Here is a 21,338-nt window from a genome sequence, read left to right as displayed (position 1 = left end):
GCTCGCCCTGGAGAGTCATGTCCCGTCGCCTGTTCACCTCGGAATCCGTGACCGAGGGTCACCCCGACAAGATCGCCGACCAGATCAGTGACACCGTCCTGGACGCCCTGCTCGCCCAGGACCCCGCCTCCCGCGTCGCGGTCGAAACCCTCATCACCACCGGCCAGGTGCACATCGCGGGCGAGGTGACCACCGCCGCCTACGCCGACATCGCCACCCTGGTCCGCAACAAGATCCTGGAGATCGGCTACGACTCCTCCGCCAAGGGCTTCGACGGCGCCTCCTGCGGCGTATCGGTGTCCATCGGCGCGCAGTCCCCCGACATCGCCCAGGGCGTCGACACCGCCTACGAAAAGCGCGTCGAAGGCGCCACGGCAGGCGAGGAAGGCGACGAGCTGGACAAGCAGGGCGCCGGCGACCAGGGCCTGATGTTCGGCTACGCCACCGATGAGACCCCCACCTTGATGCCGCTGCCCATCGAGCTGGCCCACCGCCTCTCCCACCGCCTGAGCGCGGTCCGCAAGGACGGCACCGTCCCCTACCTGCGCCCCGACGGCAAGACCCAGGTCACCATCGAATACCAGGGCAGCCGGCCCGTGCGCCTGGACACCATCGTGGTCTCCTCCCAGCACGCCGCCGACATCGACCTGGACGACCAGCTCACCCCCGACCTGCACACCCACGTCGTCGAACACGTCCTGGCCCAGCTCGCCCAGGACGGCATCAAGCTGGACACCGACGGCTACCGCCTGTTCGTCAACCCCACCGGCCGCTTCGAGATCGGCGGCCCGATGGGCGACGCCGGCCTGACCGGCCGCAAGATCATCGTCGACACCTACGGCGGCATGGCCCGCCACGGCGGCGGCGCCTTCTCCGGCAAGGACCCCTCCAAGGTCGACCGCTCCGCCGCCTACGCGATGCGCTGGGTCGCCAAGAACGTCGTCGCCGCGGGCCTGGCCACCCGCTGCGAGGTCCAGGTCGCCTACGCCATCGGCAAGGCCGAACCGGTCGGCCTGTTCATCGAGACCTTCGGCACCGCCACCGTCCCCCAGGCCGACATCGAACGGGCCGTCACCGCCGTCTTCGACCTGCGCCCGGCCGCCATCATCCGCGACCTGGACCTGCTGCGCCCCATCTACGCGCAGACCGCCGCCTACGGGCACTTCGGCCGCGAACTGCCCGACCTCACCTGGGAGCGCACCGATCGCGCAGAGGACCTGCGCAAGGCAGTCGAAACACCCTGAGCCCCCCACGCCGGCCCGCCCCGGGGCACCGCACCCGTACGGTGCGGCACCCGGCCCCGCACACCGGCCCATGGCGGGTACCGCATCCGCGGTGGGGTGCCCGGCCCCCGCGCCGGCCTGTTGCGGGATGCCGCACCCGTGCGGTGGGTGCACGGGCCGTTGCGGGTGCCGCACCTGTGGTGGGGTGCCCGGCCCCCGCGCCGTTGCGGGGTGCCGCACCCGTGCGGTGGGGTGTCCGGCCCCGCGCGCCGGCCCGTTGCGGGGGCCGTACTCGTGGTGGGATGCCCGGCCCTGTACGCAGGCCCGTTGCGGGGGGCCGCATCCGCGGTGGCGTGTCCGGGCCCGCGCGTCAGCCCGTTGCGGGGGCCGTACTCGTGGTGGGGCGCCCGGCCGCTGTACGCAGGCCCGTTCCGGGCACCGTACTCGTGGTGGGGCGTCCGGCCCTGCGCGCCGGCCTGTTGCGGGGTGCCGCCCGTGGTGGGGTGCCCGGCTCCGTGCGCGGGCCCGTTGAGGGGGCCGCATCCGCGGTGGCGTGTCCGGCCCCGCGCGTCGGCCCGTTGCGGGGCGCCGTACTCGTGGTGGGGTGCCCGGCCCTGTGCGCCAGCCTGTTGCGGGGTGCCCGGCCCTGTGTGCGGGCCCGTTCCGGGCGCCGTACCCGCACGGTGTGGTGCCCGGCCGCGCACCGGCCTGCCCCAAGTGCCGTACCCGGCACGGCGGGTGTCCGCAGGCCTGTGTCGTGTGCTGTTTCCGGCGCGGCGGGTGCCCGCAGGCCCGCCCGGGGTGCCGTACTCGGCAAGGCGAGCGTCCGCAGGCCTGTCTCGTGTGCTGTTCCCGGCGCGACGGGTGCCCACAGGTCCGCCCGGGGCGCCGTACCTGGCGCGGCGGGTGCCCACAGGCCCGGCCCCCGGTGCCGTACCGGCAAGGGCGGTGCCCGCCCTGTACCCGGCGGTGCGGTACCCGGCCCGCGCGCCTGCCCTCCCCGGCCTCGCGCCTGGCAAGGGCTGCGCCAGGGCCCTGCGCACCAGCCCCCCCGCCCGGGCCGCCGTACCGGCAAGGCCCGGCCCCGGGCCCTGCGCGCGTCAGCCCTCACCCCGGCCGTCGTACTGGCAAGAGCGGTGCCCGGGCTCCGCGCGCACCGGTCCGCCCCGGGGCTTCGCCCCTGGCAAGGCGGTGCCCGTCTCCCGTACCAGCAAGGCGGTGCCCGCCCCTACCCGTACCGGCAGTGCGGTGCCCGCCCCCGCGCCCACTCCCTCCTCAGCGAGCCACACCCCGTCCCACCCTTCGCCCCACGCCCCTCGCCTTCCGCAGGGTGCCCCCCCCTGCCGCCGCGTTTCCCCCCCAGCGCCGACCCAACGCCGCCCCCGGTGCCAACCCGCCACCGGCACCAACCCGCCCCCCCGGCGCCAACCCGGCGCCGCCCCCAGCTTCAACAAGGAGTGCTTTCCGTGCGTATCGCCGTGACCGGATCGATAGCGACCGACCACCTGATGGTCTTTCCCGGACGCTTCGCCGAGCAGCTGATCAAGGAACAGCTGGAGCGGGTCTCCCTGTCCTTCCTCGCCGACCGGCTCGAGGTGCGCCGAGGCGGCGTCGCCGCCAACATCGCCTTCGGGCTGGGCCTGCTGGACCTGGACCCCCTCCTGATCGGCGCGGCCGGACGCGACTTCGCCGAGTACGACACCTGGCTGCGCGAACACGGCGTGGACACCTCCGCCGTCCAGGTCAGCGACACCCTGCACACCGCCCGCTTCGTGTGCACCACCGACCAGGACCAGAACCAGATCGCCACCTTCTACGCCGGCGCCATGGCCGAGGCCGCCCACATCGACCTGGCCGCCGTCACCGAACGCACCGGCCCGCCGCTGCTGGTGCTGATCGGCGCGGACGACCCCGCCGCCATGCTGCGCCATACCGCCACCGCCCACCGCCTGGACATCCCGGTGGCCGCCGACCCCTCCCAGCAACTGGCCCGCCTCGACCGCGACCAGGCCCGCCAACTCGTGGACGGCGCCCGCTGGCTGTTCACCAACGAATACGAGGCCGCCCTGCTGATGGAACGCACCGGCTGGAGCGAGACGGGCATCCTGGAGCGGGTAGGCACCTGGATCACCACCCTGGGCGCCGGCGGCGTCTCACTGGCCCGCGCCGGCTGCCCCAAACTGCCCGTGCCGGCCGTCCCCACCGACACCATCGCCGACCCCACCGGCGCCGGCGACGCCTTCCGCTCCGGCTTCCTGGCCGGCACCGCCTGGAACCTGCCCCACGAACGCGCCGCCCAGCTCGGCTGCGCCCTGGCCACCACCGTCCTGGAATCGGTGGGCACCCAGGAGTACAAGCTCATCCCCGCCGACCTGACCGCCCGCATCGAGCAGACCTACGGCCCCGGCGCGGCCCGCGTCCTGGAGGCGCAGATCGCGAGGACCGCATGACCCCCGCCACCCCACGACAGCCCGCCGCCACCCCGCGCCAGCGGGCCGCCGCCCTGCGCCAGGCCCTGGCCACCCGTGTGGTGGTGGCCGACGGCGCGATGGGCACCATGCTCCAGGCCCAGGACCCCACCCTGGACGACTTCCAGCAGCTCGAGGGCTGCAACGAAGTCCTCAACGTCACCCGCCCCGACATCGTGCGCTCGGTGCACCAGGAGTACTTCGCGGCCGGCGTGGACTGCGTGGAGACCAACACCTTCGGCGCCAACCACGCGGCGCTGGGCGAGTACGACATCGCCCACCGCATCGCCGAACTGTCCCGGGCCGGCGCCCGCATCGCCCGCGAGGTCGCCGACGAGTTCACCGCCTCCACCGGACAGCAGCGCTGGGTCCTCGGCTCCATCGGGCCCGGCACCAAACTGCCCACCCTGGGCCACACCGACTTCACCACCCTGCGCGACGGCTTCCAGGCCAACGCCGAAGGACTCATCGCCGGCGGCGCCGACGCACTGATCGTGGAGACCACCCAGGACCTGCTGCAGACCAAGGCCTCCCTGCTGGGCGCGCGCCGCGCCCTGCACGTCGCCGGCCTCGACCTGCCGCTGGTGTGCTCGCTGGCCTTCGAGACGACCGGCACCATGCTGCTCGGTTCGGAGATCGGCGCCGCGCTGACCGCGCTGGAACCGCTGGGCATCGACATGATCGGCCTGAACTGCTCGACCGGCCCCGCCGAGATGACCGAGCACCTGCGCTACCTCGCCCGCCACTCCCGCATCCCGCTGCTGTGCATGCCCAACGCCGGCCTGCCGGTCCTGACCAAGGACGGCGCGCACTTCCCCCTGGATGCGGCCCAGCTGGCCGACGCCCAGGAAACCTTCGTACGCGAATACGGCCTCTCCCTGGTCGGCGGCTGCTGCGGCACCACCCCCGAACACCTGCGCCAGGTCGTGCAGCGCGTCAACGGCCTGACCCCGCCCGCCCGCACCCCCCACCCCGAACCCGGCGCCGCCTCCCTCTACCAGACGGTCCCTTTCCGTCAGGACACCGCGTATATGGCGATCGGGGAGCGGACGAACGCGAACGGGTCGAAGAAGTTCCGTGAGGCGATGCTGGAGGGCCGCTGGGACGACTGTGTGGAGATGGCCCGCGACCAGATCCGCGAGGGCGCGCACATGCTGGATCTGTGTGTGGACTATGTGGGCCGTGATGGGGTGGCGGACATGGCCGAGCTGGCCGGGCGGTTCGCCACCGCCTCCACGCTGCCCATCGTGCTGGACTCCACCGAGGTCCCCGTCATCCAGGCCGGCCTGGAGAAGCTGGGCGGGCGCGCGGTCATCAACTCCGTCAACTACGAGGACGGGGATGGGCCCGAGTCGCGTTTCGCGAAGGTCACCGCGCTGGCCAGGGAGCATGGGGCGGCGCTGATCGCGCTGACCATCGACGAGGAGGGCCAGGCCCGCACCCCCGAGCACAAGGTCGCCATCGCCGAACGCCTCATCGAGGATTTGACGGGGAACTGGGGCATCCATGAGTCGGACATCCTCATCGACACCCTGACCTTCACCATCTGCACCGGCCAGGAGGAATCCCGGGGCGACGGTATCGCCACCATTGAGGCGATCCGGGAGCTGAAGAAGCGCCACCCCCAGGTGCAGACCACCCTGGGCCTGTCCAACATTTCCTTCGGGCTCAACCCGGCCGCCCGTGTCCTGCTCAACTCCGTCTTTTTGGACGAGTGCGTCAAGGCCGGCCTGGACTCGGCGATCGTGCACGCCTCGAAGATCCTGCCGATCGCCCGCTTCGACGACGAACAGGTCAGCACCGCCCTCGACCTGATCTACGACCGCCGCGCCGAGGGCTACGACCCGCTGCAAAAGCTGATGGAGCTTTTCGAGGGTGTCTCGACGAAGTCGATGAAGGCGGGCAAGGCCGAGGAACTTCTCGCCCTGCCGCTGGATGAGCGCCTCCAGCGCCGCATCATCGACGGCGAGAAGAACGGCCTGGAAGCCGACCTGGACGAAGCCCTGCAGACCACTCCGGCGCTGGACATCGTCAACAACATTCTCCTGGAGGGCATGAAGGTTGTGGGGGAGCTGTTCGGCTCCGGGCAGATGCAGCTGCCCTTCGTGCTGCAGTCCGCCGAGGTGATGAAGACCGCGGTCGCCCACCTCGAGCCGCATATGGAGAAGGTCGAGGGCGCCGAGGGCAAGGGCACCATCGTGCTGGCCACCGTGCGCGGGGACGTGCACGACATCGGCAAGAACCTCGTCGACATCATCTTGTCGAACAACGGCTACAACGTGGTCAACCTCGGGATCAAGCAGCCGGTCGCGGCGATCCTGGACGCGGCCGCGGAGCACAAGGCCGATGTGATCGGCATGTCGGGGCTGCTGGTCAAATCCACGGTGATCATGAAGGAGAACCTGGAGGAGCTCAACCAGCGCAAGATGGCCGCCGACTACCCCGTCATCCTCGGCGGCGCCGCCCTCACCCGCGCCTACGTGGAACAGGACCTCCACGAGATCTACGAAGGCGAAGTACGCTACGCCCGCGACGCGTTCGAAGGCCTGCGCCTGATGGACGCTTTGATCGCGGTCAAGCGCGGCGTGCCGGGGGCGAGCCTGCCCGAACTCAAGCAGCGCCGCGTGCCGGGCAAGGCCGCCACCGCCGTGCTGGAGGTGACCCAACCCCCGCAGCCGGCCCGCTCGGAGGTGGCCGTCGACAACCCGGTGCCCGCCCCGCCCTTTTGGGGCACCCGGGTCATCAAGGGCATCCAGCTCAAGGAGTACGCCTCCTGGCTGGACGAGGACGCCCTGTTCAAGGGCCAGTGGGGCCTCAAGCAGAACCGCACCGGCACCGGACCCACCTACGAAGAGCTCGTCGAGAGCGAGGGACGGCCGCGCCTGCGCGGTCTCCTGGAGGAGCTGCAGACCAAGAACCTGCTGGAAGCCGCCGTCGTCCACGGCTACTTCCGCTGCGTGTCCAAGGGCGAGGACCTGATCCTGCTGGACGAGACCGGCGCCGAACACACCCGCTTCACCTTCCCCCGCCAGCCACGCGGGCGCCGCCTGTGCCTGGCCGACTTCTTCCGCCCCGAGGAATCCGGCGAGACCGACGTCGTCGGGCTGCAGGTGGTCACCGTCGGCTCGAAGATCGGCGAAGCGACCGCCGAGCTGTTCGCCGCCGACTCCTACCGCGACTACCTCGAACTGCACGGCCTGTCCGTCCAGCTCGCCGAAGCCCTCGCCGAGTACTGGCACGCCCGCGTACGCGCCGAACTCGGCATCGCCGCCGCCGACCCCGACACCCGCGAGGGCATGTTCCGCACCCAGTACCAGGGCTGCCGCTACTCGCTCGGTTACCCCGCCTGCCCCGACCTGGCCGACCGCGCCAAAATCGCCGCCCTGCTGCAACCCGAGCGCATCGGCGTACAGCTCTCACAGGAATTCCAGCTCCACCCCGAGCAGTCCACCGACGCGATCGTCGTCCACCACCCCCAGGCCAGCTACTTCAACGCCGGAGGCCGCCCATGACCGCCCTGCGCGACCTCATCCACCAGAGCGCCCCCACCTTCTCCTTCGAGTTCTTCCCGCCCAAGACACCGGCCGCGGCCACCTCGCTGTGGCGCACCATCCGCCGCATCGAAACCCTCGCCCCCGCCTTCGTCTCGGTCACCTACGGCGCCGGCGGCACCTCCCGCGAACGCACCGTGGAGGTCACCAAACGCATCGCCGCCCAGACGACACTGCGCCCCGTCGCCCACCTGACCGCCGTCGGGCACTCGGTGGCCGAACTGCGCCACATCATCGGCCAGTACGCCGACGCGGGCGTACGCGACGTGCTGGCGGTACGCGGCGACCCGCCCGGCGACCCCGGCGCCGACTGGATCCCCCACCCCCAGGGCCTGACCCACGCCCACGAACTGGTGCGCCTGGTCAAGGAGTCGGGCCACTTCAGCGTCGGCGTGGCCGCCTTCCCCGAACGCCACCCGCGCTCACCCGACTGGGACAGCGACATCCGCCACTTCGTCGCCAAGTGCCGCGCGGGCGCCGACTACGCCATCACCCAGATGTTCTTCCACACCGAGGACTATCTGCGGCTGCGCGACAAGGTGGCCGCCGCCGGCTGCGACACCCCGATCATCCCGGAGATCATGCCGGCCACCGACGTGCGCCAGATCAGCCGCTTCGCCCAGCTCAGCGGCGCCGCCTTCCCCGAAACACTGGCCCACCGCCTGGACGCCGCCCGCGACAACCCCGCCGAAGGACACCGCATCGGCGTCGAGCACGCCACCGCGATGGCGAGGCAGCTGCTGGCCGAAGGCGCCCCCGGACTGCACTACATCACCCTCAACCGCTCGACGGCCACGCTCGAGATCCACCGCAACGTCACGAACTCAAGGAGCACCCCGCATGACCTCGCAGCCCACCACTGACGGCCAGCACCTCACCGACGGCAAGGACTTCAAGGTCGCCGACCTTTCCCTGGCGGCTTTCGGCCGTAAGGAGATCACGCTGGCCGAGCACGAGATGCCCGGTCTGATGGCGATCCGCAAGGAGTTCGCGGCCTCGCAGCCGCTGGCCGGGGCCCGCATCATGGGCTCCCTGCACATGACGGTGCAGACCGCCGTCCTCATCGAGACCCTGGTGGCGCTGGGCGCGGAGGTGCGCTGGGTCTCGTGCAACATTTTCTCCACCCAGGACCACGCCGCCGCGGCCATCGCCGTCGGCCCCGAGGGCACGCCCGAGGATCCGCGGGGTGTGCCGGTCTTCGCCTGGAAGGGCGAGAGCCTGGAGGAGTACTGGTGGTGCACGGAGCAGGCGCTGACCTGGCCGAACACGCCCACCGGCGGCCCGAACATGATCCTGGACGACGGCGGCGACGCCACCCTCCTGGTCCACAAGGGTGTCGAGTACGAGAAGGCCGGCAAGGTCCCTGCGGTCGACACGGCCGAGAACGACGAGCACCGCGTCATCCTGCAGGTCCTCAACCGCACCATCAGTGAGGGCTCGCAGAAGTGGACCCGGCTGGCCTCGGAGATCCGCGGGGTGACCGAGGAGACCACCACCGGCGTGCACCGCCTGTACGAGATGCACCGCGAGGGCCAGCTCCTGTTCCCGGCGATCAACGTGAACGACGCGGTGACCAAGTCGAAGTTCGACAACAAGTACGGCTGCCGCCACTCGCTGATCGACGGCATCAACCGCGCCACCGACGTCCTGATCGGCGGCAAGACCGCCGTCGTGTGCGGGTACGGCGATGTGGGCAAGGGCTGTGCGGAGTCACTGCGCGGCCAGGGCGCCCGCGTGATCATCACGGAGATCGACCCGATCTGCGCGCTGCAGGCGGCGATGGACGGCTACCAGGTGACCACGCTGGACGAGGTCGTGGAGACGGCCGACATCTTCGTCACCACGACCGGCAACAAGGACATCATCATGGCCGCCGACATGGCCCGGATGAAGCACCAGGCGATCGTGGGCAACATCGGCCACTTCGACAACGAGATCGACATGGCCGGCCTCGCCGCGATCCCCGGCATCGTCAAGGACGAGGTCAAGCCGCAGGTGCACACCTGGACCTTCCCCGAGGGCAAGGTACTGATCGTGCTGTCCGAGGGCCGCCTGCTCAACCTGGGCAACGCCACCGGCCACCCCTCCTTCGTGATGTCCAACTCCTTCGCCGACCAGACCCTGGCCCAGATCGAGCTGTTCACCAAGCCCGAGCAGTACCCCACCGACGTCTACGTCCTGCCCAAGCACCTGGACGAAAAGGTCGCCCGCCTCCACCTCGACGCCCTGGGCGTCAAACTCACCACGCTGCGCCCGGAGCAGGCCGCCTACATCGGCGTCGACGTACAGGGCCCCTTCAAGCCCGACCACTACCGCTACTGACCACCCACCGGCCACCGGCCACTGTCTGACCGGCCGACTGGTCGACTGGTCGGCTGGCGGTCGTCGAGGAGGAGGACCCGTGTACGACCGGGAAGAGGAGGACCACCGCACGCCCCCGTACCGGGCCGCCCCGGCCCCGCCCGCCGCGCCGCCGCTGCGGCTCGCCGGCATCGACGAGGACGACACCGGGGAGCCCCACGTCGTACGCGGGATCGACTGACACACCCCGGCGGGGCCTTACGTCGTACGCGGGATCGACTGACACACCCCCCGGGCGGGGCCCTGCCCCGGGGAGGGCGCACGGCTCCGGCCAGCCCCTCCCGGCCTGCCCCAGGCCGGTTCGAGCACGCGTCGAGCGCACGCCGAGCGGCCGGGGCCGGAGATGGGCCACCATGACGCCCTGCACCCCAACTCCCGCCCCCGCCACCGCCCTTGGCCCCACCGCGCCACGGCCCCACCGTGCCGTGCCGGGGCCGGGCGGCCGGGGCCGGCCACACCAGTTCGACGCGGCCCGCCGCCCCACCCGCGGGCCGCGTCCCCACGAAGGAGGAGCGATGTCCCCAGCCGCACAAGGCCCCACCGCCCTGAGTGACATCGGCGACGCCCTGGCCCAGGCCGGCGCGGCCTCGCTGACCGGCGAGCGCGCCCAGCTGGCCGAGGGCCTGCTGCGGGCGGCCCTGTCCAGATGGGAGGACCCCGCCGCCCGGCCGCAGCTCCTGGCCGCCTTCAGCGCCGTGTTCACCGGCGAGGAAGGCGCCGCCCAGATGCGCGACTTCATGTCCCAGCAGATCTTCCGGCAGCTGGCCGCCTCCCTCGACGAGCCGCCCAAGGACTTTCAGGAAGTCGCCGCGGCACTCGGCGTACCGCCCATGAACATCAACGCCGCACAGGCCCAGGTGTGGGGCGTGGCCGTCCTGCGCTACGTCGTGAAGCTGGAGCCGATCGCCTCCGCCACCGTCGACGAGGTCGTCGCCCTCATCTCACCCACCATCCAGCGCTACCTGGTGGGCTGAGGGCCGCACAGACCCGCGACAGCCCGACATCTCGCCGCGCGCCCGAAGAAGAGCGGCCGTCCCCCTCACATTCCGCGGCCCTGTTTCGTCGTACCGGTGGAGACGGACGCCAACCCGCGAACAGGGGCGCACCACTCACCGGTACGAGCCCGGAATGCCCACGCGGACGCCCTTCTTGGGTCGCACTTATTCGGAGGAAGTAATCAGGCCATGAGTACTCTCGACAAAGAGTCCACGGGCGGGGCGGAAGCCCCCGCTGCCGACCCGCGGCGATGGAAAGCGCTGGCCATTTTGGCGGCGATTCAGTTCATGCTCGTCATGGATGTCACGATCGTGCTCGTCGCGCTTCCCGAGATCGACAAGGATCTGACCTTCAACCCGACGGGCGATCTCGCCTGGGTGATCAACGGCTATGTGCTGACGGCCGGCGGATTCCTGTTGCTGGGCGGCCGGCTCGCGGACATGTACGGCCGCCGCAAGATCTTCATGATCGGTGTGATCTTCTTCGGTGTCGCCTCGGCCACCTGCGGCGCGGCGATGTCCTCCGGAATGCTGGTCTCCAGCCGCTTCGTCCAGGGCCTGGGCGAGGCCCTGTGCGGCCCGGCCGCGCTCGGCATGATCCCCGTGCTCTTCCCCGACGCCAAGGAGCGGATGAAGGCCCTGGGCGTGTGGGGCGGCACCGCGGCCCTGGGCGGCGTGATCGGCTCGGTCGTCTCCGGCGCCCTGACCGAATACGTCGACTGGCGCTGGATCTTCTACATCAACATCCCCATCGCGATCGCCGCGCTGATCCTGGTGCCCAAGGTCATGCCGGAAAGCCGCATGGAACGCGAGGGCCGCAGCGTCGACTTCGTCGGCGCGGTCGCCATCACCGGCGGACTCGTCGCGGTCGTGTACGGCCTGATCAAGGCCGCCGACCACGAGTGGGGCTCCTCCACCGTGCTCGTCCCGCTGCTCGCCGGCATCGGCGTGCTGCTCCTGGCGGCCCTGTGGGAGACGCGGATCTCCGACCCGATGGTGCCCATCCGCTTCTTCACCAACCGCACCCGGGTCACCTCCAACGTGGTGACCCTGGCCCTGCTGGCCAGCTTCCACTGCTACGCCTTCCTGCTGATCCTCTACATGCAGAAGGTCCTGCTGTACTCCCCGATCAAGTCCGGCATGGCCGTGGTGCCGCTGGCCTTCGCGATGGGCGCCGGCATGGGCGCGGCCTCCGCCCTGATGCCCCGCATCGGCGTCAAGGCGGTCCTGGCCATCGGCTTCCTCGGCGCCGCCGCGGGCCTGGTCGTCGCCTCCACCCTGGAGGCCGACTCCACCTACCTCAACGGCGTCCTGCCCGGCATGATCGTGTTCGGCCTGTTCAGCGCCATGTGCTACCCGGCCCTGGTCAACGGCGCGCTCTACCAGGTCACCGGCAAGGACTCCGGCCTGGCCTCCGGCGTGCAGACCGCCATGCAGCAGATCGGCGGCGCGCTCGGCCTGGCCACCCTGGTCCCGCTCGCCATCCGCTACACCACCGACCACATCGGCGAGGGCGTCATCCCCACCGTCGCCCAGTCCGACGGAGCCGCGCGGGCCTTCCGCGTGGGCGCCGTCCTGGTGGCCATCGCCGCCGTCCTGGTCATCATGCTGATGCAGAAGGTGGACGCCACGCCGCGCAACGTCCTGGCCGAAGCCGACGCCGATTCCGACGAGGAGGAGGTGGCCCAGCCCACCACCACCGGCGTCTGAGAGCTGCCGGCCACCCCCGAGCCGGCTTGCCGCACCGCCCCCGGGACCTGCCCCGGGGGCGGTGCTGTGCTGTGCGGCCCGTAGTGCCCGTAGTGCCCGACGGCCTGCGGCGGGCGCGGTCGCCGGAGCCGACGATCTGTCACCCCGCCTGCCACGGCGGCCCGTTGACGCCCTTTTGCGGCCTTCGCGGGTGAGTGACCCACACCACTTCGAGGCGGCCTAGGCGCGGAGTCGCCCCGCGTGTCACTATTCCAGTGCGTCCACCCTGCCCAAAAGCATGACAGCGGCGGGGGATTGAGGGCCGAAAACCGTGAGGTGCCCTCTTCCCGTACGGGGAGACGATTCCCGCACCCCGGGCTGCGAATACGCAACCCTTCAGAAGCGCGGCGCAAGCCGGCCGGTATTCCGTCCCGCGCACGCACCGTCTTTCGTTTCCTTCACGTGTACGTCCGGCGAACCCCTGGCGTCATTCATCCGCCGTCATGCGCCGGAGAATTGGCCCCGCCCGAACTCCACGGCACCCCACGCCGCGGTGTCCTGCCTCATTCCGTCCGACATGTCTGGATGATGCGATCTCCATGCAGAAAAGACCAGGGGAGCCGGGTGCGCTGACACCACCGGCCCCGGCCCCGGCTCAGGAGGCAGCCCCCGTCCGCCGGGCCCGCACCGTCGGCGTCGGCCGCGCCCACGCCAAGACCATCCTGCTGGGGGAGCACGCCGTGGTCTACGGCGCGCCCGCCCTGGCGCTGCCGGTGCCGCAGCTGGCCGCCACGGCGAGCGCCGGCTGGTCCGCACCCGGCCCGCACGACGCCGGCGAGGTCTCCTTGACGATGACCGGCTCCCCCTCCCGGCCGGTGGCCACCCAGGCCTCCGACGGACTGCGCCGGCTGGCTGCCGAGTTCCGCACCGCCATGAACATCTCCCGCGACGTGCACCTCGAGGTGATCCTGGACTGCGCCATCCCGCCCGGCCGCGGACTGGGCTCCAGCGCCGCGTGCGCACGGGCCGTGGTCCTGGCGCTGGCCGACCTCTTCGGCCGCGACCTGAGCGAGAAGACGGCCTTCGACCTGGTGCAGAGCGCCGAGAACGTGGCCCACGGCCGGGCCAGCGGCGTGGACGCCACCGCCGTCGGCGCCCGCGGCCCGCTGCTGTTCCAGCAGGGCCGCAGTCGGCAACTGCCCATCGCCTGCGAGGGATTGTTCATCGTCGCCGACAGCGGCGAGGTGGGCCGCACCAAGGACGCCGTCGCCGTGCTGCGCGCCGGCTTCCAGCAGCACCCCGGCGCCCAGCAGCGCTTCACCGACCACGCCGCACACCTGACCGGCCAGGGCGCCCACGCCCTGCGCACCGGCACCCTGGAACACCTGGGCCCCCTGCTGACGCAGTATCACCAACTGCTGCACGAGGCCCGGTTGAGCACCCCGCGCATCGACGCCCTGGTCCAGGCGGCCCTGGCGGCCGGCAGCCTCGGCGCGAAGATCACCGGCGGCGGTCTGGGCGGCTGCATGATCGCACTGACCTCCTCGGAACAGGCCAGCGCCGTCACCCAGCAACTGCACGCCGCCGGCGCCGTCCAGACCTGGGTCCTGCCCCTGAAAACACACGCCGACCAGGGCACGTCCCGGTACTGAACCGGCGCGGCGCGCCCGTCCGACGCGGGGTGGTCTTCGCGGGCCCGCGGCCCAGCGGCCCGTACTTGGTCCTGAACGGGTACGTGTGCGCCTGGCGCCGGAGCTTGTCGCGGACCTGCGGACCTGCGGACCGCACCGGTCCTGGTCGATGTGTGTGCAGGGTGCGGGGGGTTCTGTGGACTTGCGGCGCGCTCTTGGCTTTGAGGCGCTGTGGGGCCGCGTAGGGCGCGGGGTTCTTTGTGGGCCTCTGGCGCGCCCGGCTGTGAACCCATGCGCGCAGGGCGAGGAGGGCGTGGAGGCTTGCGTGGGTTCGTGGTGGCCCCCCTTGGCTCCGAGCTGTTGCGGGGCCGCGTAGGACGCGGGGCTTTTCGCAGGTCTGCGGCACGCTCTTGGCCCTGAACCGATGTGCGTGCAGGACACGGAGGCTTGCGTGGGCCTCGGCACGCCCTGGGCCCTGAACCGATGCATGCCGCGTAGGGGGCGGGGTTCTCCGTTGGCCTGCGGCCACGTCCCGTCCTGAACCGTTGCGTGCAGGGCACGGAGACTTTCGCGAGCTCGCGGCGCGCCCCGTCCTGAACCGATGTGCGTGCAGAGCACGGAGGCTTGCGCGGGCCTGGCATGCCCTGGCACTGAGCTGAGCTGCTGCGAGGGCGCGTAGGACGCGGGGCTCTTCGCGGGCCTGCGGCACGTCCCGTCCTGAACCGATGTGCGTGCAGGACACGGAGGCTTGCGCGGGCCTCGGCACGCACCTGGCCCTGAACCGATGCGTGCCGCGTAGGGCGCGGAGGCTTTCATGGGCCGTCGCGCGTCCCGGACCTGAACCGGCGTGCTCGCCCGGCGCCGGGGTCTTCGCGGGCCCGCGGCATGCCCGGCTGCCCGCGCACCCGCTACCCGAACCCACCTATCCATCCGCACACCCGAGAGGAGCAGGCACATGAGCGGCATCGCAGTACCCGGCACGGGCGCCCGTGTGCCGTCCCGCCGAAACCCGGGGGATGACGGCACCACCGGCGCGGCGCCCCGCCCCCGCACCGGGGACAGCGCCGTGCACGACGACACCCTGCGCAACGGCACCCCGCGCGGCGGCGGTTCACGCCGCGACGGCCTGGTGCCGGTGGCGGGCCGGCAAGGAGGCGGCATGGCCGCGGGCCCCGCCCTGCTCGCATGGTGAACGGCTACCGCCCGCCCCGCGACAGCGGATGACGGCCGGCGCACGAGGGACACGCGTGAGGCCCGCGCGCCGGATCACACCGGCCGCCGCCGGCCCCGCCGTCCGCCCGCTCACCCTGCGCGCACCCGCCCCGCGCCTGCCCGGCCGCGCCCTTTCGCGCGCCCCGGGCCGGCCGCCGCCCGGCCGATGACCCTCCCGGGCCGGCGGGGCATGCGCCCGGAGCATCCTCGCCAGCCCGCCCAAGAGGGTGCTCCCCGACCGGAAGCAGCCGGCGCCGCCCTTCGCGGCCTGCCGCGCACCCGGTCCTGCCCCGTTGCGTGACCAGCAGAAACGGTAGACATGACAGCGACACATCGCACGGTGTGCGTGGTAGGTGCCGGCCCGCGTGGACTGTCCGTACTCGAGCGCCTGTGCGCCAACGCCCGCGAGCAGTCCCCGCACCACACCGTCCACATCCATGTGATCGACCCCTACCCGCCCGGGCCCGGCAAGGTATGGCGCACCGACCAGTCCCCGCACCTGCTCATGAACACCGTGGCCGGCCAGATATCGGTGTTCACCGACGCCAGCGTCGACCTGCACGGGCCCCTGGAGCCGGGGCCGAGCCTGCACGAGTGGGCCCGCGCGCTGGCCGACGGCGAGATCGGCGGCGACCACCCGGCCGAGGTGCGCCAGCAGGCCCGCGCGCTGGGCCCCGACGCCTATCCCACCCGCGCCTTCTACGGCCACTACCTGCGCTGGGCCTATGACCGCATCGTGGCCGGCGCCCCCGCCACCGTCCAGGTCACCGTCCACCGCGCCCTGGCCACCGCCCTGGACGAGGAGAACACCACCGTGCCGGGCGCGGGGGACACCACCACCGCCCCGGGCGCGGAGGGCGTCACCGCCCCGGGCGCGGAGAAGACCGCCGTCCTGGGCAAGGAGGGCGTCACCGTCCTGGGCGCAAAGGGCGCCACCGTTCTGGACGCTGAGGCCGGCACCGCCCTGCGCGCGAAAGGCATCACCGCCCGGGGCGCAAAGGACCCCGCCCTCCTGAACGAGGAGGACGCCACCGCCTTGGACGTGGAGGAGACCGCCGTCCTGGGCAAGGAGAACACCACCGCGCTGGGCGCGGAGAAGACTGCCGTCCTGGGCAAGGAGAGCGCCACCGCGTTGGGCGCGGAGGAGACCGCTCTCCTGGGCACGGAGGACATCACCGCCCTCACCGCGGGGGAGACCACCCCCCTCACCACGGAGGACACCACCGCCCCGGGCAAGGAAACCGCCCCCACCCCAGGCGCAGAGGGCACCCACGGCCAGAGCCGTCAGCGTGTGACCCTCAGTGATGGCACCGTGCTGCGCGGCCTGGACGCGGTGATCCTGTGTCAGGGCCATCTGCCGGCCACCGCCGACGGACCCGAGCGGGACTTCGCCGCCCGGGCCCGCGCCGCGGGGCTGCGCCACATCGCCCCGGCCAACCCCGCCGACGTCGACCTGGACGTGCTGGGCCCGGGCCACACCGTGCTGCTGCGCGGTCTTGGCCTGAACTTCTTCGACTACCTGGCCCAGCTCACCGCCGGCCGCGGCGGCACCTTCACCCGCGCCGGCGGCCGCCTCCTCTACCTGGCCTCCGGCCAGGAACCCCGGCTGTGGGCCGGCTCCCGGCGCGGCATCCCCTACCAGGCCCGCGGCGAGAACGAAAAGGGCCCCCACGGCCGCCACGAACCGCTGCTGCTCACCCCCCAGCGCGTCCAGGAACTGCGCGCCGCCCACCCGCACGGCCTGGACTTCAAAGCCGACCTGTGGCCGCTGATCGCCCGGGAGGCCGAGACCGTCTACTACACGAGCCTGCTCAGCTCACGCGGGGACGCCGGCCGCGCGGCCCGCTTCCAGGCCCACTACCTGGCCGCCGCGCCAGCACCGGAGCAGACCGACGCCGTCCTGGAGGCCTACGGCATCGGCGACAAGGACCGCTTCGACTGGGACCTGCTGGCCCGCCCCTACCGCCACCGGCAGTTCACCGGCCCGCACGACTTCACCGGCTGGCTCCTGGACCACCTGCGCCAAGACGTCGCCGAAGCCCGCTCCGGCAACGTCAACGGCCCCCTCAAAGCGGCCCTGGACGTCCTGCGGGACCTGCGCAACGAGATCCGCCTGGCGGTCGACCACAACGGCCTGCACGGCGACTCCCACCGCACCGACCTGGACGGCTGGTACACCCCGCTGAACGCACACCTCTCGATCGGCCCGCCGGCCCGCCGCGTCGAGGAGATGATCGCGCTGATCGAGGCCGGCGTGCTGCAGGTCGTCGGCCCCGGCCTGCAGGTCGACATCCACGACGGACGCTACGCCGTCCACTCCCCGCTGGTGCCCGGCTCGGCGCTGCGCGTGGACGCCCTCGTCGAGGCGCGGCTGCCCGCGATCACGCTGCGCCGCACCGGCGACCGGCTGCTGCGGCACCTGCGCGACAGCGGCCAGTGCACCGCCCACCGCATCCCCGCCCACGGCCGGGCCCCCTACGTGAGCGAGGGAGTGGCCGTCACCCGGCGGCCGTTCCACCTGATCGACGCGGCCGGCCGGGCCCACCCGCGCCGCTTCGCCTTCGGCGTGCCCACCGAGTCGGTGCACTGGGTGACGGCCGCGGGCATCCGCCCCGGCGTCAACTCGGTGACCCTCACCGACGCCGACGCCATAGCCCGCGCCGCCCTGGCCACCACACCGCACACCACCGCCCCACCGCCCCCGCCCCCGGCACGGGCCGCGACACCGGCCCTGGCGCCGGTTCCGGCGCAGGCCGCGACACCGGTTCCGGCACAGGCACAGGCACGGGCCGCGGCCCAGGCACCGGTTCCGACACAGGCCTCGGCCCCGGCCCCGGCACAGGCCCCGGCACAGGCCTCGGCCCCGGCACAGGCACAGGCCTCGGCCTCGGTCTCGGCCCCGGCACAGGTCTCAGCCCCGGCACAGGCACAGGCACAGGCACCGGCGTCGGCCCGGCAAGCAGAGCAAGGAGCCACCCATGCCCACTGACCCTCCGCCCACCGCCCAAGCGGTCCCCACCGCCCAAGCGGTCCCCACCACCGAAGCGGTCCCCACCGCCCAGGCGGCACCCACTGTGCCGACAACCCCTACCGCCCAGGCGGCGCCCCCTGTGCGGGTGGCACCTACCGCTGAAGCGGCACCTGCCGTGCCGATGGCGCCCACCACTCAGGCGGCACCCATCGTGCAGGCGGCCCCTACCGCCGAAGCGGTCCCCGCCGTGCCGACGGCGCCCATCGTGCGGGCGGCATCTACCGCTGAAGCGGTCCCTGTCGTGCCGATGGCGTCCACCGCTCAGGCGGCACCCCCCGTGCCGACGACGCTCATCGGGCCGACGGCGCCCATCGTGCCGACGGCCCCTACCACCCAGGTGGCCCCTACCGCTCAGGCGGCACCCACCGCCGAAGCGGCACCCATCGTGCAGGTGGCCCCTACCGCCGAAGCGGTCCCCGCCGTGCCGACGGCCCCCTCCACCCAGGCGGCGCCCACCGTGCAGGCGGCGCCTACCGCCGAAGCGGCCCCCGCCGTGCCAACACCCCCCACCACCCAAGCGCCCCCCACCGCCCAACCGGCGGTGCGGCTCGACTCCGGGCTGCTCGCGCCGGTCTGGGCGGATGCCCCCGTCGCCGACGCGGTGTCCGATCACGCGTGGCTGCAGGCCATGCTGGACGCCGAGGCGGCCCTGAGCCGGGCCCAGGCCCGCCTGGGCACGGTGCCCGAGGACGCCGCCCGGGCCATCACCGCCGCCGCCCGCGCCGAGCGCCTCGACCTGGCCGCGCTGGCCGTCCAGGCCCGCCAGTCCGCCAACCCGGTGGTCGCCCTGGTAGGGGAGTTCACCGCGCTGGTGGCCGCCCAGGACCCGGACGCGGCCGCCTACGTCCACCGCGGCTCCACCAGCCAGGACATCTTCGACACCGCGGCCGTCCTGGTCGCCCACCGGGCACTGCGCCTGATCCGCACCGACCTGCACCGCCTCCAGGAGGAACTGGCCGTCCTGGCCCGCACCCACCGCGACACCCTCATGGCGGGCCGCACCCTGGCCCTGCACGCGGTACCCACGACCTTCGGCTGCAAGGCGGCGGGCTGGCGCCACCTCGTCCTGGACGCGGCCGACCAGCTCACCGCACTCAGCGCACGCGCACCGGTCCAGCTCGGCGGCGCCGCCGGCACCCTGGCCGGCTACCTCGAACACGCCCCGGGCGCCGACCCGGACACCTACACCGCCACCCTCACCCAGGCATTCGCCGACGAACTGGGCCTGTGCGCCCCGCTGTTGCCCTGGCACGTGCTGCGCACCCCCGTGGTGGAGCTGGCCCACGCAGCCGCGTTCACCTGCACCGCCCTGGGCAAGATCGCGGTGGATGTGCTGTCGCTGACCCGCACTGAGGTCGGCGAGGTCCACGAGCCGGCCCCCGCCGGGCGCGGCGCGTCCTCGGCGATGCCGCACAAACGCAACCCCGTGCTGGCCACCGCCATCCGCTCCGCCGCCCTGCAGGCACCGCAGCTGGCGGCGGGCGTGCTGGGCTGCATGCTGAGCGAGGACGAGCGGTCCGCCGGCGCCTGGCACGCCGAATGGGAGCCGCTGCGCGCCCTGCTGCGGCTGGCCGGGGGAGCGGCGCACCAGGCGGTGGAGCTCATCGGCCACCTGTCGGTGGACACCGGACGGATGCGCGCCAACACCGACCTGACCGCAGGCCAGATCGTCTCCGAGCGGATCGCCGCCGCACTGACCCCGCTGCTGGGCAAGGCCACCGCGCGCGAGGTACTCGATACGGCCTCCGCCCAGGCGGCCCGCACCGGCCGGCCCCTGGCCGAAGTCCTGGCCCGGGACGAGCGGGCAGCCCCCGCCCTGAACGACGCCCGCAGCACCGGCCTGTTCGACCCCCAGGCCTACACCGGCGCCGCGGCCGCGCTGACCGACCGCGCCCTTGCCCGCACACCGCTCACCCCCGGCGGGGACCCCGCACACCCGGCGGCCGCCACCGACACCCACCCCGGGTGAGCACGGCGGCGGCCACCACCACCCCAGACGACCCGCAGAGGGGAAACCCCATGCCAGGAAGGAGAACAGTTACGTCGCCGTACGAGCCGGACTGGGCCGGGGCGGGTCAGCGCTGGCGCTGGAGAGCGATCTCAGTGAGCTCTTCTATGTCGAATTCTGAGCGCCCTGGCGTGCCGTAGCGGGTTATCTTCCCCCGGCTCACCCACTTGCGGATCGTCGCTTCGGAGACACCCGTGGCCAGGGCGGCCACATTCGTGGGCACGAGCCGGTGGCGCGGGGGGCGGTTCATGCGGCGTCCTTCCGTTGCCGGTCCATGAGGTGTCGGATGGTGAGCAGTTCGCGCATTTCCCATGAATGTCCTGACGTACAGCCGATACTGCCGCGGACGGCCTTTGTGTGCCGCGGCGAGGTGTTGATCGTTCCCGGGCAGTCGTCCACGACGCACCCGATGACGGGCGCATCGTGATCATCGGATTCCGGGTCGATGGCGCGCAGTGATTCCATCTGAAGGCTCTCGACTTCATCGGCAAATTCAGCAGCCGGCGGCTGGGTGGTGAGCCACTCGAGATGGCGGATCAAAAAGCACGCGAGATGCGGGACGGAACGGCCCGGGGTGCTGGCCCCGACCTTTTCCGAAACAAAGCATGACCACGACTCGAGGAGGCCGGAGATATTGTTCCTGGCGTCGAGTGCGGAAATATTCAGGTGATCCCGCCTGCGGCTTCCCGACACCTTTGTCGGGTTCCGCCGCCGGGACGTGGAAAGAATGTGGTGCAGTCCTTCCTGGTGGAGTCCGGGAAGGCTGCGCAGGTTACGTTCCAGCTGCTCGATGCAGGGGGTGCAGAGGACGGAACCGGCGGCGGCGGGGACTTCCTGAGCATGGTTCCTGGGGCATGAGTGAAACTCCATTGAATCTCCTTCATGAGCTGACGCGCCCCGCAGCCGGCCCGGAGCGCAGGGCTCCGTGCCGGATGCTGTAGTGAATGCTGGATCGATGGCCCCTGGGGGAGGGGGCGTGGCCGGAACCCCAGAATGGGGCCGCTGAAAGACGCCGCGATGACGCGGGACGGTCTTTTAGGAAATTCCGGCGGACGAGATGGAGAAGGCACCTCGAGTGCGGGCCCCCATGTGCTCTCTGAATACGGCCGTCATGCGCCTTCCATCCCCCCGTTGTCGCCCCGAATCCTACGGCTGCCTAGCCGCAGCCA

The 21,338-nt window shown here is 72.2% G+C and carries 13 protein-coding genes; 12 read left to right on the top strand and 1 reads right to left on the bottom strand.

Annotation, left to right across the window (positions count from 1 at the left end; genetic code table 11):
* The first annotated feature begins 17 nt into the window (after nt 1-17).
* The 12 genes from metK (at nt 18) to ACZ56E_RS10730 (ending at nt 20,130) form a co-directional block, all read left to right on the top strand.
* A complete protein-coding gene (gene metK / locus ACZ56E_RS10785) occupies nt 18-1,244 on the top strand; it encodes a methionine adenosyltransferase (protein WP_471213202.1) in 1,227 nt (408 codons plus the stop codon).
* Nucleotides 1,245-2,689: 1,445 nt separating this feature from the next.
* A complete protein-coding gene (locus ACZ56E_RS10780; RefSeq protein ID WP_471213200.1) occupies nt 2,690-3,673 on the top strand; it encodes a carbohydrate kinase family protein in 984 nt (327 codons plus the stop codon).
* Complete coding sequence (metH, locus tag ACZ56E_RS10775) at nt 3,670-7,203, top strand: methionine synthase (protein WP_471213199.1); 3,534 nt, start codon at nt 3,670-3,672, stop codon at nt 7,201-7,203. Before ACZ56E_RS10780 ends, metH begins: the two co-directional genes overlap by 4 nt.
* Nucleotides 7,200-8,105, top strand: coding sequence for a methylenetetrahydrofolate reductase [NAD(P)H] (gene metF / locus ACZ56E_RS10770; RefSeq protein ID WP_471213198.1), 906 nt, complete (start codon nt 7,200-7,202; stop codon nt 8,103-8,105). The genes metH and metF overlap by 4 nt, the downstream gene beginning before the upstream one ends.
* On the top strand, nt 8,083-9,564 hold the full coding sequence (gene ahcY / locus ACZ56E_RS10765; protein ID WP_471213196.1) for an adenosylhomocysteinase: 1,482 nt from the start codon (nt 8,083-8,085) through the stop codon (nt 9,562-9,564). The genes metF and ahcY overlap by 23 nt, the downstream gene beginning before the upstream one ends.
* Before the next feature lie 79 nt (nt 9,565-9,643).
* Nucleotides 9,644-9,784, top strand: coding sequence for a surface protein (locus tag ACZ56E_RS10760; RefSeq protein ID WP_471213195.1), 141 nt, complete (start codon nt 9,644-9,646; stop codon nt 9,782-9,784).
* 334 nt (nt 9,785-10,118) lie between these two features.
* Nucleotides 10,119-10,577: a TetR/AcrR family transcriptional regulator gene (locus ACZ56E_RS10755; RefSeq protein ID WP_471213193.1), complete on the top strand. Its 459-nt coding sequence runs from the start codon at nt 10,119-10,121 to the stop codon at nt 10,575-10,577.
* Nucleotides 10,578-10,787: 210 nt separating this feature from the next.
* Nucleotides 10,788-12,308 carry an MFS transporter gene (locus ACZ56E_RS10750; protein WP_471213192.1) on the top strand — a complete coding sequence of 507 codons (1,521 nt, stop codon included), beginning with the start codon at nt 10,788-10,790 and terminating at the stop codon, nt 12,306-12,308.
* Between the two features lie 578 nt (nt 12,309-12,886).
* Complete coding sequence (mvk, locus tag ACZ56E_RS10745; RefSeq protein WP_471213190.1) at nt 12,887-13,939, top strand: mevalonate kinase; 1,053 nt, start codon at nt 12,887-12,889, stop codon at nt 13,937-13,939.
* 934 nt (nt 13,940-14,873) lie between these two features.
* Nucleotides 14,874-15,110 (top strand): hypothetical protein, encoded by a 237-nt coding sequence (locus tag ACZ56E_RS10740; protein ID WP_471213189.1) that lies wholly within the window; start codon nt 14,874-14,876, stop codon nt 15,108-15,110.
* Nucleotides 15,111-15,449: 339 nt separating this feature from the next.
* A complete protein-coding gene (locus ACZ56E_RS10735) occupies nt 15,450-18,119 on the top strand; it encodes an FAD/NAD(P)-binding protein (RefSeq protein ID WP_471213188.1) in 2,670 nt (889 codons plus the stop codon).
* A gap of 535 nt (nt 18,120-18,654) precedes the next feature.
* A complete protein-coding gene (locus tag ACZ56E_RS10730) occupies nt 18,655-20,130 on the top strand; it encodes a nitrosuccinate lyase (protein ID WP_471214056.1) in 1,476 nt (491 codons plus the stop codon).
* Between the two features lie 285 nt (nt 20,131-20,415).
* Here the strand turns inward: ACZ56E_RS10730 and ACZ56E_RS10725 are convergent, their stop codons facing one another.
* Nucleotides 20,416-21,039: a hypothetical protein gene (locus tag ACZ56E_RS10725; RefSeq protein ID WP_471213186.1), complete on the bottom strand. Its 624-nt coding sequence runs from the start codon at nt 21,037-21,039 to the stop codon at nt 20,416-20,418.
* Nucleotides 21,040-21,338: the final 299 nt, after the last annotated feature.

The organism is Streptomyces sp. NPDC039480, from assembly GCF_055597165.1.
Note: the sequence above shows the minus strand (reverse complement) of the source record. Positions and strands in the feature narration are given on the sequence as shown.